Origin of the sequence: Methylotenera sp. G11 (assembly GCF_000799735.1) — a bacterium.
In the GTDB taxonomy this organism is placed as follows: domain Bacteria; phylum Pseudomonadota; class Gammaproteobacteria; order Burkholderiales; family Methylophilaceae; genus Methylotenera.
The window spans coordinates 2,444,042-2,461,550 of the sequence record NZ_JUHH01000001.1; the positions used below are offsets into that span (position 1 = coordinate 2,444,042).

General features: G+C 52.3%; 14 protein-coding genes and 1 pseudogene. 11 read left to right on the top strand and 4 right to left on the bottom strand.

Features of this window, described 5'->3' with window-relative positions:
• Positions 1-152 precede the first annotated feature (152 nt).
• From grpE to waaC, 3 genes are read right to left on the bottom strand one after another with little or no spacing between them, the layout of a single operon-like run.
• Positions 153-749, bottom strand: a complete 597-nt coding sequence (grpE, locus tag GQ51_RS11470) for a nucleotide exchange factor GrpE (RefSeq protein ID WP_081987146.1) — start codon at positions 747-749, stop codon at positions 153-155.
• Between the two features lie 51 nt (positions 750-800).
• Positions 801-1,781 carry a UDP-glucose 4-epimerase GalE gene (gene galE, locus GQ51_RS11475; protein WP_047553134.1) on the bottom strand — a complete coding sequence of 327 codons (981 nt, stop codon included), beginning with the start codon at positions 1,779-1,781 and terminating at the stop codon, positions 801-803.
• 9 nt (positions 1,782-1,790) lie between these two features.
• Positions 1,791-2,768, bottom strand: coding sequence for a lipopolysaccharide heptosyltransferase I (gene waaC / locus GQ51_RS11480; RefSeq protein ID WP_052177889.1), 978 nt, complete (start codon positions 2,766-2,768; stop codon positions 1,791-1,793).
• 51 nt (positions 2,769-2,819) lie between these two features.
• On the opposite strand from waaC, the gene GQ51_RS11485 reads away from it, so the two are divergent.
• Both GQ51_RS11485 and rfaP read left to right on the top strand, forming a co-directional pair.
• Positions 2,820-3,947, top strand: a complete 1,128-nt coding sequence (locus GQ51_RS11485) for a glycosyltransferase family 4 protein (RefSeq protein WP_047553137.1) — start codon at positions 2,820-2,822, stop codon at positions 3,945-3,947.
• 2 nt (positions 3,948-3,949) lie between these two features.
• Positions 3,950-4,765 (top strand): lipopolysaccharide core heptose(I) kinase RfaP, encoded by an 816-nt coding sequence (rfaP, locus tag GQ51_RS11490; protein ID WP_047553142.1) that lies wholly within the window; start codon positions 3,950-3,952, stop codon positions 4,763-4,765.
• Here rfaP and GQ51_RS11495 read toward each other — a convergent pair.
• Positions 4,755-5,615 (bottom strand): lysophospholipid acyltransferase family protein, encoded by an 861-nt coding sequence (locus GQ51_RS11495; RefSeq protein ID WP_047553144.1) that lies wholly within the window; start codon positions 5,613-5,615, stop codon positions 4,755-4,757. The two genes, rfaP and GQ51_RS11495, sit on opposite strands and share 11 nt — an antisense overlap.
• A gap of 208 nt (positions 5,616-5,823) precedes the next feature.
• Between GQ51_RS11495 and GQ51_RS11500 the strand changes: the two are divergent.
• The 9 genes and pseudogenes from GQ51_RS11500 to GQ51_RS11540 form a co-directional block, all read left to right on the top strand.
• Positions 5,824-6,519 (top strand): annotated as a pseudogene (locus tag GQ51_RS11500) (lipopolysaccharide kinase InaA family protein); the annotation flags it as partial.
• A 32-nt stretch (positions 6,520-6,551) separates the two neighbouring features.
• Positions 6,552-8,258, top strand: a complete 1,707-nt coding sequence (cptA, locus tag GQ51_RS11505; protein WP_047553147.1) for a phosphoethanolamine transferase CptA — start codon at positions 6,552-6,554, stop codon at positions 8,256-8,258.
• A gap of 31 nt (positions 8,259-8,289) precedes the next feature.
• The gene (locus GQ51_RS11510; RefSeq protein WP_160280013.1) at positions 8,290-9,783 is read left to right on the top strand and encodes a lipopolysaccharide kinase InaA family protein; all 1,494 of its coding nucleotides are present in this window, start codon (positions 8,290-8,292) and stop codon (positions 9,781-9,783) included.
• Between the two features lie 44 nt (positions 9,784-9,827).
• A complete protein-coding gene (locus GQ51_RS11515) occupies positions 9,828-11,546 on the top strand; it encodes a carbamoyltransferase family protein (protein WP_047553150.1) in 1,719 nt (572 codons plus the stop codon).
• 220 nt (positions 11,547-11,766) lie between these two features.
• Positions 11,767-13,581, top strand: a complete 1,815-nt coding sequence (edd, locus tag GQ51_RS11520; protein WP_047553153.1) for a phosphogluconate dehydratase — start codon at positions 11,767-11,769, stop codon at positions 13,579-13,581.
• A 345-nt stretch (positions 13,582-13,926) separates the two neighbouring features.
• Positions 13,927-14,556: a bifunctional 4-hydroxy-2-oxoglutarate aldolase/2-dehydro-3-deoxy-phosphogluconate aldolase gene (gene eda, locus GQ51_RS11525; RefSeq protein ID WP_047553156.1), complete on the top strand. Its 630-nt coding sequence runs from the start codon at positions 13,927-13,929 to the stop codon at positions 14,554-14,556.
• Positions 14,557-14,623: 67 nt separating this feature from the next.
• Positions 14,624-15,283, top strand: a complete 660-nt coding sequence (locus GQ51_RS11530; RefSeq protein ID WP_047553159.1) for an HAD family hydrolase — start codon at positions 14,624-14,626, stop codon at positions 15,281-15,283.
• Positions 15,284-15,443: 160 nt separating this feature from the next.
• On the top strand, positions 15,444-16,553 hold the full coding sequence (locus GQ51_RS11535) for a glycosyltransferase (RefSeq protein ID WP_047553162.1): 1,110 nt from the start codon (positions 15,444-15,446) through the stop codon (positions 16,551-16,553).
• Positions 16,554-16,575: 22 nt separating this feature from the next.
• Positions 16,576-17,445, top strand: a complete 870-nt coding sequence (locus GQ51_RS11540; protein WP_052177824.1) for a DUF6625 family protein — start codon at positions 16,576-16,578, stop codon at positions 17,443-17,445.
• Positions 17,446-17,509: the final 64 nt, after the last annotated feature.

Consider the following 17,509-nt stretch of genomic DNA (forward strand, 5'->3'; position numbering starts at 1 on the left):
CACGGATGAACACAGATGGTTTTTTTAATAATTGTGTTTTAACCGTACTAAATGTGACGATTGTTTTATTTCCATGATTGCTATATGGAGTTAGTTTTTAATAGTTCAAGAGGTTTAATCTGTGTTTATCAGTGTGAATCTGTGGCTAAAATTTATTTAGCCACCATCACCAATGCCGGACGCAGCACACGCTCATTCAGCGTGTAGCCTTTTTGCAGTACGTTAATCACGGTATTCGGCTCGCCGCTGTTTTCCAGCATTGAAATCGCCTGGTGTTTGTGCGGGTCGAACTTTTCGCCGACAGGGTTGATTTCGGCAATGTTGAATTTATCAAACACGGTTGTGAGCTGTTTGGCAGTGAGTTCAACGCCGTCCTTGTAGCTCTTTACGTCGGCTGCTTCAATCAGCAGCGCGGCATCCAGGCTGTCTTTAACCGCAAGCAGCTCGTTGGAGAATTTTTCCAGCGCAAACTTACGCGCTTTGTCGATATCGTCCATCGCACGGCGGCGGATATTCTCGCCTTCGGCCTTGATGTAAAGAACATTGGCTTTGGATTCTTCCAGCGCCGCTTCCAATTCGGCGATTCTTGCTTCCGGTGTTACGGTTGTTTCCTGTTCGGGAGCTGTATCCTGTGTTGCCTGTTCTGCTTGCTGATTTTCTTGATCTTGCTGCATAACTATCCTTTGATTTTTCTGGTACTTAGGTAATTTAAATTCGAGATGATCGGTAAGTGAGGGTGAAACTGCCATTTTTCAATAGCAGCCATTGAAAAAGTTTAAAAGCGGCGCTTTGTACAGTGCTTAAGTGCGGGTTTGTTCCCATGCCCAGGCATGTTGGATGATCTGGTCCAGGCTGGTGTATTCGGGCTGCCATCCCAGCACCTTTTTAGCCAGCGAGGCATCGGCAACGAGGCTGGCAGGGTCGCCTTGCCGCCTTGGGGCATAGGTCAGCGGCACTTCCTGGCCTGTGACTTTTTCGGCGGTATGGATGACCTCGCTGACACTGTAACCATGGTTGCTGCCCAGGTTGTAAATGCCGGATTTGCCGTTGTTGATCAGGTGATTAATCGCCAGTATGTGAGCACTTGCCAGGTCATCAACATGGATGTAATCACGGATGCAGGTGCCATCCGGCGTGTCGTAATCCCGCCCGAACAATTGCAGTGGCGGGCGCTTGCCGGAAATTGCCTGCAGTGCCAGCGGAATCAGGTGTGTCTCCGGTTCGTGATTTTCGCCGATACGGGCCTGCGGGTCAGCGCCGGCAGCATTGAAATAGCGCAGTGCGATATATTTCTGGCCGTAAGCACGATCAAAATCCGCGAGCATCTGTTCAACCATCAGCTTGCTGCGGCCATACGGGTTAAGCGGATTTGTCGGGTGCTGCTCATTGATGGGGGTGTGTAAAGGTTCACCGTAAACGGCTGCGGTTGATGAAAACACTAAAGGCCCCACTTTGTGGTCACGCATGGCCTCCAGCAGCGTGAGGGTTGCTGCGGTGTTCGCACGGTAGTATTTGCCGGGGTCTTTGACGGATTCGCTGACGACAATTTGTGATGCGAAGTGAAAAACACCGTCGAATTCAGTTTCGCTGAATAGCTTATCTAAAAAATCACGGTCGTCAAAATCGTGAACGATCAACTCGCCGCCCAAGACAGCAGATGCGGAGCCGGCCGATAAATTGTCAACGATGACCACCTGTTGCTGTTGCGCAATCAACGCTTTTACCAGATGCGATCCAATGTATCCCGCGCCGCCAATGACTAAAAATGTGGATTTTTTCATGGGTTATCTTTAATCATCTTTCTGTATAAAGCGCATTGCCAGCTGAAATACGTCATTGGCAGCAGGAACCTGTGCTTTGCAGCCGATGTTAACCGCCTGATTCTCTATGCCCGGGAATACGCCGGTAAACTCCGGGTTGGTGTCGGTGTAAATAGCGATGCTGGGTTTGTTGAGTGCGGTAGACAAGTGCATCAAGCCGGTGTCTACGCCGATATTCAGCGTTGCCCCGGCTAAAATCCCGGCAATTGCCGTTAATTCCAGTCTGGGCAACACCAGTGTATTGCTGCATTGTGCTGCAATTTCTCTTGCACGTTTTTCTTCACCGGGGTTTGACCATGGTAACAGAACCTGCAGATTGAATGGCTGGAGCTTTTCTGCCAGCGCGACCCAATGTGAAACCGGCCACAGTTTTGCGTCACGGCTTGTGCCGTGCAGGAATACAGCGTAATGGCCGGGCAGCCCTGGCGTGTTTTGCAGGCGGATTGAGTTGCCTAAGCCGTAATCGGGGAGCGTCTGCGGCACCGGATAATGCAAGGCGGATGCCGCAAGTGCGCGGTTGCGCTGCACTGCATGCTGGTTGCGGGCGACCGGGTATCGATGGCGGTAGAATAAACTGGCGGCAGGTTCGCGGGCAGAACGGCAATCCATGCCGTGGATCTCGCCCTGAGCAAAGTGTGCCATGGCTGCACTTTTCAGCAAACCCTGTGTGTCGATGATCGCATCATAATGCGTATGCTTCAGGCGGGTTCTCAAGTCGCCTATCTCGTGCCAGGTATTGCTGCTGAATATGGATTTTCGCCAGCGCCTGACAGCGACAGGAATGATGTTTCGCACCGTGGGGTGCAGCCTGGGGATTTCGGAAAAACTTTCTTCTACCATCCAGTCAAACTGCGCCTCCGGATAGTGGGCGAGAACGTCGGCAATCACAGGAAGGTTATGGATGACGTCACCCATGGACGATGTTTTAACAAGCAATATTTGCAGCATAGGCTGCATTTTCGCATACAATTAGTTTTTTTTGGCTAGTTAGCATCCAGATTGAAATTCGCATTCATTATCTTCAAGTATTTCCCTTATGGCGGCATGCAGCGCGATATGCTGCGCACGGCAAATGAGCTGCTTAAGCGCGGCCATCAGGTAGAGATATTTACCATGTCTTGGGATGGTGATTCTGCGCCGGGCATCAAGGTGCATGTTTTGCCGCAAACCGGCCTGTTCAATTACTGGCGTTACCGGAAATTCATTGATACCGTGTTTGCACAGATAAACGGCGGGCATTTCGATTACGTATTCGGTTATAACCGTATGGCAGGACTGGATGCGCACTTTGCAGCAGACCCGTGTTTTATCGAGCGTGCACACAATCAACGCAGTTTTCTGTATCGCTTGTTACCAAGATCCAAGTGGTTTGCGGCCTGTGAAAAAGCTATTTTTTCACATGACAGTAAAACCGAGATACTGGCTGTTTCCCTGACCGAGAAAGCGCATTTCCAGAAATGGTACGGCACCCAAAGCGAGCGTTTCCATTACATTCCGCCGTTTTTGTCACCTGAGCGTTTTGTGCTGCATGATAAGCAGGCGATGCGCACGCATCTGCGTCATGCCTTTGGCTTTGCCGAAAATGATTTTGTCTTTTTGCTGACCGGTTCCGGGTTCTCAATGAAGGGGCTGGATCGCGCCATTCTGGCTGTGGCGGCACTGCCGGAGAACCTGAGGGCAAATACAAGGCTGGTAGCAGTAGGGCAGGACAATCCAAAGAATTTCAGCCGGATGGCTAAAAAATTAGGCCTGGAAAAGAACGTGGTCATTTCAAAAGGGCGGCCGGACATTCCGCAGCTCATGCAAGGTGCCGATGTTTGCGTGCACCCCGCTTACCGCGAAAATACCGGCCTGGTGATTCTGGAAGCGATGGCTTGCGGCGCGCCTGTCCTGGTGACCGCGAGCTGCGGTTATGCGCACCATGTGGCGGATGCCGATGCGGGTATCGTGAGCGAATTGCCGTTTGACCAGCACCGGTTCAACGAGCAGTTCCTGACCATGAGGCAGTCTGGGCAGAAGGCGCAGTGGTCGGCTAATGGCCTGCAGTATGTGCAGGCAGTGATGCAGGCCAACGATGGCAGTGCCGAAGCCAATATCCTGATTAACCTGGCACAAAGAAAACAGTAATCATGATGTGCGAAAAAACGCTAGCTGTGCCCGATGGGATCAAACAATCGCTTGGCGGCGGTGATACGTTCGATGCGCTGATGCAGTTGCAGGGCAAGGCGTTTCGCGACGTTAAAGGCCGCAAGACCATACAGGTGCAGCTGGCTGGTAACAGTTATTTCCTGAAGCAGCATTTCGGCGTGGGCTGGGGAGAGATTTTTAAAAACCTGCTGTCTTTCAAGAAGCCGATCCTGGGCGCCTTGACCGAAGTGCAGGCCATAGAGAAACTGGATAAGCTGGGCATTGCCACCACGCCGCTGGTCGCGTACGGGCAGCGGGGCAGCAACCCCGCACACCTGCAGTCATTTGTGCTGACGCGGGATCTGGGGGATATTACTTCACTGGAAGATTTGTGCGCAGGCTGGAAAGTAACGACGCCTGATGCCGGATTCAAACGCCGGCTGATCATGCAGGTTGCCGCAATCGCAAAGCAACTGCATGAGAATGGCGTAAACCACCGTGATTTCTACATCTGCCACTTTTGTCTTGATAATACCGCACTGCCTGCCGTCAGGCTTTACCTGATAGACCTGCACCGTGTGCTGATACATGCCGCGCCTTCGTTCAGCGCCAATGTCAAGGATATTGCCGCATTGTATTTTTCAAGTATGGATATCGGCCTGACGACGCGTGATTATTTGCGCTTCAAGCGGCACTACCGGAAGCAGGATGCAAGCTTCTGGCAGCAGGTTGAAACCCGTGCGCAAAAGCTTTATGCCAAATTCAATAGCGCAAAGTTCCAGGATCGGCTGGCGAAAGAAAAGTCACTTATCCGGTAGCAGAGGGGGGCGGTTTCGCCTTGCGGCTGACTTTATAGCGGTGGTAGCCCCAGTAGTACTGTGACGGACATTGCCTGATCTGCTGTTCAATGGCCTGGTTCAGCAGGTCGGGCGTTGCAATCGCATGATCTTCCAGTTTGGAGCAGTGTATGCGGAAGCCCTTGCCGTGTGCGAGCCTTTCGCCGAATGCCATGATGACGGTGGCCCCTGTTTTTTCAGCGAGTTTACTGGCCAGCGACATGGTGTAGGCCGGCTTGCCGAAAAATGGCGCCCACTCTCCCTCCCCCGCAGCAGGCTTCTGGTCGGGCAGGATGCCGATGGCTTCATTGTTTTTAAGCGCCTGCATGAGCAGGCGCACGCCTGCGGTGTTTGCCGGCGCAAGCTTGACATTGCCTTTGCTGCGGCCGCTGTCAATGAGCGGTGCGATCCAGGATTTCTTTGGCGGGCGGAACAATACCGTGATCGGGTGGAAGTGCCCGTAGTAAATGGAAGTGATCTCGAAGCAGCCCAGGTGCGGTGTCAGAAAGATCAGCCCCTTGCCGCGGGCAAGCGCTTCATCAATCAGATGCCAGTTGGTGGCGGATTGCACTTTGCCTACCGCTTCCTGCTCCGACCATGCCCAGATTGCGAGTGTTTCCAGGATAGCCTTGCCTGATTCCTGGGTGTTTTCTTTAATCACCTGTTCAAATTCAGCTTCGTTTCTGCATAAGCCGCTCTGGCGGAGGTTCGCGCGCTGTATGCGGACGGTGGATGGCGTAAGCCGGTGCAGCAGCCATCCCAGCATTTTTCCTATGCGGTGGATTGTGGGCAGCGGCAGGCGGGACAGGATTTTAGATAAGAGTTTCAGCATAAGTTATGTCCGGCATTTTATATCGTAACGGCCTGTAGTTGATGATGAAGTTTGTGAATTTATGATTGTGCAAATTAAATAATTAAAGCCTGATAAAATGCTGATGATAAAAATGACAATGATGGAGTGGGATTTGCTTACTTATATCTCTGAAAAACATGCACAAGCTTTGAGAACGCGCGGGTAGCATACTTTTGAGCAGGTATGGAGGCATCCGATAGAGTGGTTTGAAGCGCCGAATGAAAGCCGCGGCGGCTGGAGCGGCGTCGGGCGTTTGCAGCTGGAGTTGCCGGGCGGCGGCTCTTTAAGCCTGTTCGTGAAAAAGCAGCAGAATCATGGCCGGCCGACATTGCTGCATCCGCTGGCTGGCGAACCCACTTTCAGGCGCGAATATAAGCGCTTGCAGTATTTGCAGCGCAAGGGAATCGCCGCGCCGCAAGTGGTTTTTTACGCTGAGCAGCTTGTGGATGGCAAAGCCTGTGCGATTCTGGTGACTGAGGAACTGGACGGTTACCAGTCTCTGGAAAGCCTTGCTGAGCCTTTGCTCGCACAGAAAGCCTTTACGCACAGGCAGAAGCAGCAGCTGTTCAAGGTGATTGCATCATCGATCCGTAACTTTCATGCGCTTGGTTTAGCCCATCGGGCGCTGTACCCTAAACACATTTTTGTGAAAGATGCCGGAAACCATGCCCAGATAGCGCTGATTGACCTGGAAAAAGCGCGTTTCAGCCCGTTTTTCTGGTATCGCGCCTATTATGACCTTGCGGCACTTAACCGCCATGCCGCACATTGGAAGCGCACGGATCGCCTTTACCTGTTCATGCAGTACTGCCGCATCAAGCGGCTGGGCACGCTGGGCAAATGGTTTTGCCGCAGGCTGATCAAGCGCTCGCAGCGCAAATAACAGGAAAACTCAAGAAGTGGAAAAGCAAAGCAATGTCTACCGTCAAGCAGTCATTTTCTAACCCGGCTTCCAGCGCAGGCTGGAAAGCTATTTTCAGCCTGTATCTGTTCTTTGCATATTTCTCGGTTCTGCCGCAGCTGATTCTGTATGTCACCGATAACACGGTCTTTGTCGGCCTGCGGCAGGCGATTGTCATGAGTGTTTTGTGGTTCGTGCCGGTATTTCTGCTGCCGCGCTTTTCCAGGACTATCGTTGCGGCAGTCGGCGTGCTGCTCTGGCTTACGTCGCTGGTGAGTATTGCCTATTTCTGCATCTATGGCCAGGAGTTCTCCCAAAGCGTCATTTTTACGATTTTTGAATCCAATCCGGCAGAAAGCCGGGAGTTTATCGCCCAGTATTTTGTCTGGTGGATGATCCCGGTATTCCTGGCACATACGCTGGTTGCATGGCTGTTGTGGCGCAATGTGAAGCCATTCGTGATGCCGCCTGAAAAAGCGTGGCTGCTGAGCGGGCTGATCCTGGCTGGTCTGCTTGTTTACCCGTTTCTGAAATACAAGTTCATTGACCACGACCATGCAGACCAGGTGGTTGAAAAACTGCAGTTAAGGTTTGAGCCTGCCGTGCCGTGGCAATTGGTGATCGGTTATGTGCAGTATCGAGAACAGCTTGCGAGTATGGAAGCGTTGCTGCGGGGCAATGCGCAGATCCCGCCGTTGCAGAATCTGCAGGATAAGAACGCAGGCCTGCCCGCTACTTTGGTATTGGTGATCGGCGAGTCTACCAATCGCCAGCATATGAGCCTGTATGGCTATCCGCGTAAAACTACGCCGCAGCTTGATGCCATGAAAGATGAGCTGCTGGTGTTCAAGCAGGTGGTCGGTCCCAGGCCATATACGATAGAAGCGCTGCAGCAGGTGCTTACTTTTGCCGACCAGCAGCATCCGGATTTATACCTGACCAAGCCATCCATCATGAACATGATGAGGCAGGCCGGTTATAAATCTTTCTGGATCACCAACCAGCAGACGATGACCAAGCGCAACACCATGCTGACGACGTTTTCCAAATACACCGATAAGCAGGTGTACCTGAACCATACACGCCTGCAGAACTCGCGCCAGTATGATGGTGATGTGCTGGCGCCGTTTGCCGAGGCGTTGCAGGATCCGGCGCCGCGCAAGCTGATTGTGTTGCATCTGCTCGGTACGCATATGAAATATAAATACCGGTATCCGGATGAGTACATCCATTTCAAGGACAATGCGAACCTGGCTCCGGGGCTGGATAAAAACAAGGTTGAGGTGATCAACGCATACGATAATGCTGTTTTGTATAATGACTTTGTGGTCTCGAATATCATCAAGACGTACAAGGCAAGCCGGCAGCATGGCTTCCTGGTATATTTTTCCGATCACGGGGAAGATGTCTACGAGGCGCCCGGATACAGTGTGCTTGGGCGTAACGAGTCAAGCCCGACCCTGCCTATGTATGCTGTTCCGTTCTTGCTGTGGATGACGCCGGACTGGCGTGCAAAAATGCCTGAAATCAGTAATGATGTGCTGGAACGCCCTTATAGCACCTCGCATTTCATCCATACCTGGGCTGATCTGGCAGGGCTGCAGTTTACCGATTATGAGCCGCATAAGAGCTTGATCAACCCCAGGTTTGAAGCATTGCCGCTGCTGGTTGGCAATCCGAATGACCCGAAATCGCTCAAAGTGCTGCCAAAGGCAAAATAACCTATCAATGACCGTGCTATTTGAACCATCGATGACAACAGAACCTGATCCGCATTCTCAACACAAACCCGCGTTTGGCGCAGCGCTTGAGCGGCTGGGGCTTGACGATGGCTCTGACCTGACAGAGCTGGCCCTGGTACGTGCAGTGCCCGGCAGGCGCTATGTCTACCGGGCCCGCTGGCAAGGGCAGGATGTTTATGCCAAGCTGTTTACGGGTAAAAACCATGCCTACTATGCGGGTCGTGACCTGGCTGGGGTGCAGCGCCTGGCGGCGGCCGGCATCGAGACACCGCCGTTATTGTTTCAGGGAGGCGTGCCGGATGCGCAGGCGCGGGTTCTGGTTTTTCTGGCAATCGGGCAGGCCAGTAACGCAGAGCAGGCCTGGTCCGGTTATGATGCCAGGGCGCGTTTCACGCTGGCGCAGAGGCTGGTGCAGACACTGGCGCGGCACCATCAGGCCGGGCTCATCCAGACCGATCTCTATTTCAAGAATTTCCTGGTGCAGGGCGAGGTCGTTTATACGCTGGATGGTGACGGTATCCGCCGCTTACGCGTACTGTTTCAGCAGCGCCAGAGGCTGCGTAACCTGGCAACGCTTTTTTCCAAGATGGATGTGCTGGATGACCAATGGATCCCGGAGCTTTATACCTGTTACTGCCGGCAGTTGAACGCTGACTGCAAACCGGCTGACCTGGCGGCATTGCGCTCGCTGACGCAGCGGATCCGTAGCCGGATGGCCAGCGCCTATGCTGACAAAAAAGTATTCAGGACCTGTACCGATGTGCAGGTAACGCGGCGCTTTGATTATTTTCTGGCGGTTGCCCGGGGTTTTGGCCTGGCTCCGGCTTCGCTTGGCTTGCTGGATGCTGCACTTGCCGATCAAAAGGCCAATCTTAAAAACGGCAATACCTGCACTATCGCCCGCACCTTGATCGCTGACCGGCAGGTCGTGGTCAAGCGCTATAACATTAAAGATTTCTGGCATGGATTGAACCGGGCATTTCGCCCCAGCCGTGCCGCCGCATCATGGGCAAATGCGCACAGGCTGCTCATTTCCAGAATTGCTACGCCCGAACCACTGGCGTTGATGGAAGAACGGCTGGGGTTGTTGCGCCGCCGGGCTTACTATGTGAGCGAATATCTGGATGCGCCGGATGCGCTGCAGTTCTTTGCACAATCTTCATCGCCGGACGACAGGGAAGCGGTTGCGCGTAATCTTGCCACCTTGTTTTACAGGCTATACCTGCTTAAATTCTCGCATGGGGATTGCAAGGCGACCAATATCAAGATTGTTGACCTGTCACCGGTGCTGATAGACCTGGATGGCATGCGGTCATACCGCTTGCCGCGCATTTTTGACAGCCTGTTCAAGCGCAGGCATGTTAAAGACCTGAAACGCTTAATGAAGAACTGGGAGCATGACGCGGCAACAACAGCCTTGCTGAAGCAGGCATTGCAGGTTGAGTATGCATCCCAGGGGCTATATCGGGGCGATGCTATCTTAATTCGAGCAGGTATTGCCTAAACTAAAGTAAAATAACGAAAAATGAATTTTCTGAGAGTATTAGCATGATAGTTTTAGGTTTATCTGGCGCGTTAGGCCATGATGCTTCGGCCGCAATCCTGGTCGATGGCAAAATCATTGCGGCGGCCGAGGAAGAGCGTTTTATCCGTGACAAGCACGCCAAGAATCAGTTTCCTTACGAGGCGGCCAGGTTCTGCATGCAGCAGGCTGGTGTCAAGCCCGAGGACGTCGATATCGTTGCGTTTCCGTACGCCGAAATCCCGCTCAGCAGCAATGCGCGCTGGCATTATGCCAAACGCCACTGGTATGCACCGGATCGTGCCCTGGATGCGATATTCAACGGTAACCGCCGCTTCCGCCGCAACCGTGATAAATCACTGAAACTGATGGCTGACCTGGGCTTGAGCAAAGCGGAATTCGTTCCGGTCGAGCATCACCTTGCGCATGCGTCCAGCGCTTACCACCTGAGTGGTTTCAAGGAAAAAACCGCGATTGTTGGTATTGACGGCAAGGGTGAATACGCAACCACGTTCTTCGGCTACGGCGAAAACGGCAAGATCCATAAAATCAAAGAGTTTTATGACCCGGACTCATTAGGCGGCATGTATGGCGCCATCACCGAGTATCTTGGTTTCGAGATGCTGGATGGCGAATTCAAGGTGATGGGCATGGCACCCTATGGCGATGCCAGCAAGTATGACTTGTCAAGGCTGGTCATTTTCGAAGACGGTGATCTGCGTATTAATACCAAACTAGTCAACGTGGTCGGTTTGCGCCGTTACAAGGAAAACGGCAAAGGCTATTATTTCACGCCGGAGCTGATCGAGTGGCTGGGACCCAAGCGCCATGGCGATGAGATCGACAACCCTTATATCCACTATGCAGCATCCGTACAGCAGTTGCTGGAAGATGTCGCACTGAAGATGATCGACTATTACCTGGGCGACATCATCAAGGAAACCGGCCGTATTGCCATGGCTGGCGGCGTTGCGCTGAACGTGAAGCTGAACCAGCGCATCATTGCCATGCCGCATGTGAAAGAGCTGTTCGTGCAGCCGGCTTCAGGCGATAACGGTACCTCGCTTGGCGCAGCCACTTATGCCGCGCACCTGGCGGGCGACACGATCCAAAAAATGGAGCATGCCTACCTGGGGCCTGCATTCACGACTGAACAGTGTATTGCAGCCTGTGAGGCGCACCCGTCCAAACCGATATTTACGCGTGTGGAAAACGCGGCACAGAAAGGTGCCGAACTTCTGGCGAGCGGTAACCCGCTGGCCTGGCTGCAAGGGCGCATGGAATTCGGGCCGCGCGCCTTGGGCTGCCGCAGCATCCTGGGCGACCCGAGTTACCCGGGCGTGGCAGACCGCATCAATGCGCAGATCAAGTACCGCGAGCGCTGGCGCCCGTTCTGCCCGAGCATGCTGGACCGCGCGGCAGTAGATATCCTGCAGACCGAGCACCCGGCGCCATACATGACGTTCACGTTTGATGTGGCCGAGCACTGGAAATCACGCATTCCTGAAGTGGTGCATGAGGATGGCACTGCGCGTGCGCAAGTGGTCACGCGTGAAACCAACCCGCGTTATTACGAGCTGATCGAGCATCTGGAACAGCTGCGCGGCGTGCCTGTGGTGTTGAATACATCATTGAACAGAAGGGGTGAGCCGATGATCTGTTCACCCAAGGACGCACTCGATATGTTCTATGGCTGCGACCTGGAATACCTGATGATGGAAGACGTGCTGGTGACCAAAAAATAAATCAGGTAATGGCTTGATTCAGATTGATTTCCTGCCTGTTTTTATTAAACAAAAGCCGCTTTAAAAGCGGCTTTTGTTTGACGATAAGGCCGACTTTAGCGATAATCGGGGATAATGTTTTTTCTTGACTATGTAACAAACATTGCGTGACAGCCATTGTGTAATGTCAACTTGCCTAGTTCCGCTATTGAGTCAGTTATCTGAATAAGAGTATCTAATTATGAAACAATCCCATATAGAAGTTACTGAACGTATCATAGAGAAAAGTCGCCCGACGCGTACGGCTTATTTGCAGCGTATCGATGATATCGTGAATCGCCCCCGCGGTGCAGACCGCCTTGGCTGTGCCAATGTGGCCCATGCGTTTGCTGCCATGCCGACTAACGATAAATTGCGTGTCGTGGTGGAGAAGGCGCCTAATATCGGGATCATTACCGCATACAACGATATGCTTTCAGCCCACCAGCCTTATGTGAACTACCCTGACATTATCCGTGATGAAGCCCACAAGTATGGCGCTACCGTACAGGTTGCCGGTGGTGTGCCTGCAATGTGTGACGGCATCACGCAAGGTGAGCCTGGCATGGAACTGTCATTGTTCAGCCGCGATACCATCGCCATGGGTACTGCAATCGGCTTATCCCATGATGTGTTTGATGCTGCGCTGCTATTGGGCGTGTGCGACAAGATCGTACCGGGCCTGCTGATCGGCGCATTGAAGTTCGGTCACCTGCCATGCGTATTCGTGCCATCCGGCCCGATGAGCACAGGTATCGACAACACGACCAAATCAAAAGTGCGTGAACAATATGCACAGGGTAAGGTCGGCCGCCAGGAGCTGCTGGACTCAGAGTCTGCGGCTTACCACGGTGCCGGCACCTGTACTTTTTACGGCACTGCCAATAGTAACCAGATGCTGATGGAAGCGATGGGCTTGCATGTACCGGGCGCAGCCTTCGTACATCCGCATGACGGCCTGCGTGAACTGCTCACGCGTGAAGCGGTGAAAATGGTGCTGGCGAATGTGAAAAGCAGGAATTTCACGCCGATTGGCCGCATGGTGGATGAGTATGTGATCGTGAATGCAATGGTGGCATTGCTGGCTACCGGCGGCTCAACCAATCATTTGATCCACTGGGTTGCGATTGCACGCGCAGCGGGCATTATCATCGACTGGACCGACTTCTACCACCTGGCTAAAACCACGCCATTGCTGGCGAGTGTTTACCCTAACGGCAAGGCCGATGTGAATGAGTTCCAGTCTGCGGGCGGTCCTGCTTTTGTGATCCGTGAGTTGATCGAAGCCGGCTACATGTTCCCGGATGTGCTGACTGTTGCACACGGCGGTTTGCGTGAATACGGTAAGTTACCGGTCAAAGAAGAGAATAAACTGGTATGGAAAGACCTGCCGAAAGAAAGCAGCGATGAAACGATCGTGCGTACGGCACAGTTCCCGTTCAATGAATCCGGCGGCCTGCGCCTGCTCAAGGGCAACCTTGGCCGCAGCGTGATCAAGATCTCAGCCGTGCCGGAAGACCGTCATATTATTGAAGCACCGGCGATCGTATTCGATGCGCAGGAAGAACTGCTGGCCGCATTTGACCGCGGTGAGCTGGAAAAAGACTTTGTGGCCGTTGTGCGCTTCCAGGGTCCTAAAGCCAATGGCATGCCCGAGCTGCATAAACTGACACCGCCGATGGCTGTGCTGCAGAACAAAGGCTTCAAGGTGGCGATTGTGACGGATGGCCGCATGAGCGGTGCATCAGGCAAGATTCCGGCCGCGATTCATTTGACGCCGGAAGCCTCAGCCGGCGGTCCGATTGCTAAGATCCGCGATGGCGATATTATCCGCCTCAATGCGACTGTCGGCATGGTGAACGTGCTGGTAGATGAAGATGAATGGGCAGAGCGTGAAGTGGCAGAACTTTCTGACAGCAAGCGCCAGAATAATTCTCACGGCATGGGCCGCGAGTTGTTTGGCGGTATGCGGAAAAATGTATTATCTGCCGAAGAAGGCGCCGTTACCTGGTTGTAAACTTTGCAAATCAAACGATAGCTGCGTTGTGTTTGCTTGCCGTACTAGCTGTACTGTCTTCGCTCACACGCCTTGTCCTCGTTTGATTATCAAAGTTTTTTGTAGGATGTTTTGAAATTAAATTGATGCCGCGTTACTTTCGCTTGCCGTACTATCCGTACTGTCTGCGCTCAAGTGCCTTGCCTGAATTGATTTTGAAACGCCTACTGTAAACTTTACAAACCAAAGTATTAATCCGTAATACCTCCCCCTTTGTAAAAGGGGGATTGAGGGGGATTTTAGAGCTGACCTCTGACCCGCCACCTGAAATCAAGACATAGAATTTTTTATTAAATAGGTAAAAATATGAGTACATTAGATTTGGCCAACCACGGCCCGGTAATTCCAGTCATCGTGATCAACAAAGTAGAAGATGCCGTACCGATGGCTGAGGCCTTGCTTGAAGGCGGTATTAAAGTGTTGGAAGTGACATTGCGCACTTCATGCGCGTTGGCCGGTATGGAAGAGATCGCCAAGCGTGTTCCGGATGCGATTTTAGGCTCAGGCACTGTGCGTAGCCTGAAAGATGCACAAGCTTCTAAAGATGTAGGCTGCAAATTTGCAGTGAGCCCAGGTTATACCAGCGAACTGGGTCAGTTTGCGCGTCAGATCGGTTTGCCGTTATTGCCAGGCGTTTCAACCGGTTCTGAGATCATGATGGCGAATGCTGATGATTACTACTTCCTGAAACTGTTCCCGGCTGTGGCTGTAGGTGGCATTAACCTGCTGAAAGGCTTTGCCGGCCCGTTTGCTGATGTGAAATTCTGCCCTACCGGCGGTGTTACAGTCGAAAGCGCACCGCAGTTCCTGGCATTGCCTAACGTGGTAGTTTGCGGCGGCACCTGGCTGACACCGGCTGACGCTGTTGCACGCAAGGATTGGGCACATATCACCAAGCTGGCTAAAGAGGCGAGTGCTATTACTGCAGCAAAATAAGGCGACTTGCTAAAGAAGAATCAAGGCTTGCAGGTGACGGCAAGCCTTTTTTATTATAGGGCTGATTTTGCGTATAGATTTAACACAATATAAAACTCTGGTGCTGGATTGTGATGGCGTTGTATTAAACAGCAACAAAACCAAGGTCAATGCTTATTTTGAAGTTGCCAAGCGCAATGGTGCAACCGATGCGCAGGCGCAGGCTTTGGTGGATCACCATGTACAGAAAGGCAGTTTTCCCCGCAACGGCAAGATTGAGTACTACCTCAGGGAAATACTCAAACAGGAAGTCACGGATGAAGTGATGCAGCAATATATGCACACCTTTGACGAGATTCTGGATAAGACGCTGATGGATTGTGAAGTGTCACCGGGCTTGCAGGCTTTGAGAGAGGCAAGTCAACACAGTCAATGGATGCTGCTGTCAGGCGGCGATCAGCGGGAGTTGCGCACGATTTTTGCCAGGCGCAACCTGGCGCATTTATTTGATGCCGGTATTTTTGGCGGACCGGATACTAAAGACCTGGTGCTGGCGCGTGAAAAAGCGAATGGCAACCTGCAGTTACCGGCTTTGTTCATTGGTGATAGCAAATATGATTTCGAAGCGGCAACACGCGCCGGCCTGGATTTTGTTTTCTTGAGCGACTGGACTGAAGTCGCAGACTGGCAGGACTTCTGCCAGGCCAATAAAATTACGGTAGTTGGAAGCTTACAGGAATTAGTATGACTGATGGCTTGGGTAAGCGGATACGCCCAACGGAGTCATTAAGCACTGAAGCGCATAGGCAGTATGCTGGCAGGCGCATGTGAGTCTAAAGTCAGGCATGAACGCACGGCTGCCGTTTGTTTTGACAAGTAAAGCAGCGCTAAGTTAAAGGGGACAATTTTTGCAAGTATTACAGATCTGCCATTGTTACTATCCGCCTTTTCTTGATTGCGCACGGCAATATTCAACGCTTTTTTCCGGCACGGGCTTCAAAGTGGTGACGGTTTACCTGACCGGTGAGCCGAGTGAAGAAGTCGCACGGGCTACGTGTTCTGATGAAGTGATTTTTCTGGGCTATAAAAGCAGCCAGGTGCGTGGGCTGAAACTGAAAGCGATTGCCCAGATCAGGGAAATCCTGGCACGCGGCACGTTCAAGTTCTGCATCGCCCATCGCTCCAAACCAACTTATGTCGCCTTGCTTGCCAGCCAGCTGCCCGTGATCAGCATTCATCATAATTATGACGATTTTGGCAGATTCACGCGGCGTTTCCTGGTCAACCTGTTCCGTAGCCGCCTGCTCCTGCTCGGGGTGTCGGATTCCGTGCGCGATGAGATGCGTGCAAGCCTGCCCAAGTGGCCCCATCGCCAGATTGAAACTTTATATAACCGCATCGATGTTGCGGCAGTACAGTCACAATTCCTGTCCAGGCAGGCGGCCAGGGAATTTCTGGGCTTGCCGCCAGACAGCTGGATTATCGGCAATGTAGGCAGGCTGCATCACGATAAAGACCAGGCAACCTTATTGCGCGGCTTTAAAAATGCCTTGGGCAGCTTGCCGGCCGATAGTTTGCTTGTCATCATGGGAAAAGGCCCGCTGGAGAAAGACCTGAAACAGCTGGCGCTTGACCTGGGTATTGCACAATCTGTCGTGTTCACAGGGAATGTTGCGGATGGCCGAAAATACTTTAAGGCCTTTGATGTTTTTGCGCTGACATCGGATCATGAACCGTTTGGTATGGTGTTGCTGGAGGCGATGGCCGCGGCTTTACCCCTGGTTTGCAGTGATTGTGGAGGCGGCGCGGAAGTCGTGCGCGGGGTCGGTACATTGTTTCCCTTCGGTGATGATCAAGCGCTGGCTGCCTGCATGCTCGCCGAATATCGCAACAGGGAAAATGTCAATGCCGCGCAGATATTGCAGCAACTGCAAGAACGCTTTTCAGATGAGGCGGTTCGGAGCCGCTTCTGGGACTTGCCATTTGTTCGCCGGCTGTTAAATAATCAATCAATATGATGAAGGTTAGGGCGCAAGCTGCATGAATAGTATCTGTATTGTGATTCCGTATTTTGGTAAATGGCCGGTATGGATGCCTTATTACCTGGAAACCTGCCGTTTCAATAACACTGTAAACTGGATCTTTTATACGGATTGCGGGACGCCGGAAAATTTACCGTCGAATGTACGTGTTGTCGAAACTGCTTACCGCGATTATTGCGCTTTAGTTTCACAGCGGCTGGGCATACAGTTTTATCCTGAGAACCCGTATAAACTCTGCGATATCAAACCGCTGCTTGGCTATATACATGCGGATGCGCTGCAGGGATTCGATTTTTGGGGGTTCGGGGATATTGGCCTGGTCTATGGCGATCTCAGGGCTTATTTTAACCAGAGCCGGCTTAACCGCAATGATCTGTTGTCGACCCACGCGCGCCGCGTGTCCGGGCATCTATGCCTGCTCAGGAATACAGAGCAGATGCGTACGGCATATCAGCGAGTGAAGAACTGGAGGTTCCTGATCTCAAACCCCGAGCATGTTGCTTTTGATGAAAAAGCGTTCAGCAAGTTATTTCTGCGCCATAAGAATTCGCCTGCCATCGTCCGTTTTGCGGCAGGCTTGGTAGATCCATGGCTGAGAAAGGCTGAGTTCGCAGAAGCCTACACAACGCCAAACGCAAAACTGGAATGGATTGATGGCACGAAAAATTTTCCTGTCAGGTGGTTTTGGCGTAAAGGGGTTTTAGCTAACGATATAGATGGCGACAGGGTTTTCCCATACTTTCATTTCGCTGTGTGGAAAACTGTCTGGGCGAATAGGCTGAATGCTGCGGGCGCCGGCGTAACAGCATGCGATAGCATCGACGCATTTTCCCTGTCAGAGCACGGGATTGAAGAAATCAGGGCATAGAGACATCACGATATGCATAAAGCGCCAGGCGTCAGGTTTAATGCAGGCTATTTATGGAAGGTTC

Coding starts and splice junctions, on each gene's coding strand:
- grpE (WP_081987146.1), bottom strand. CDS start 749: ATGGCAGTTTCACCCTCACTTACCGATCATCTCGAATTTAAATTACCT.
- galE (WP_047553134.1), bottom strand. CDS start 1,781: ATGAAAAAATCCACATTTTTAGTCATTGGCGGCGCGGGATACATTGGA.
- waaC (WP_052177889.1), bottom strand. CDS start 2,768: ATGCTGCAAATATTGCTTGTTAAAACATCGTCCATGGGTGACGTCATC.
- rfaP (WP_047553142.1), top strand. CDS start 3,950: ATGATGTGCGAAAAAACGCTAGCTGTGCCCGATGGGATCAAACAATCG.
- GQ51_RS11495 (WP_047553144.1), bottom strand. CDS start 5,615: ATGCTGAAACTCTTATCTAAAATCCTGTCCCGCCTGCCGCTGCCCACA.
- cptA (WP_047553147.1), top strand. CDS start 6,552: ATGTCTACCGTCAAGCAGTCATTTTCTAACCCGGCTTCCAGCGCAGGC.
- GQ51_RS11510 (WP_160280013.1), top strand. CDS start 8,290: ATGACAACAGAACCTGATCCGCATTCTCAACACAAACCCGCGTTTGGC.
- GQ51_RS11515 (WP_047553150.1), top strand. CDS start 9,828: ATGATAGTTTTAGGTTTATCTGGCGCGTTAGGCCATGATGCTTCGGCC.
- edd (WP_047553153.1), top strand. CDS start 11,767: ATGAAACAATCCCATATAGAAGTTACTGAACGTATCATAGAGAAAAGT.
- eda (WP_047553156.1), top strand. CDS start 13,927: ATGAGTACATTAGATTTGGCCAACCACGGCCCGGTAATTCCAGTCATC.
- GQ51_RS11540 (WP_052177824.1), top strand. CDS start 16,576: ATGAATAGTATCTGTATTGTGATTCCGTATTTTGGTAAATGGCCGGTA.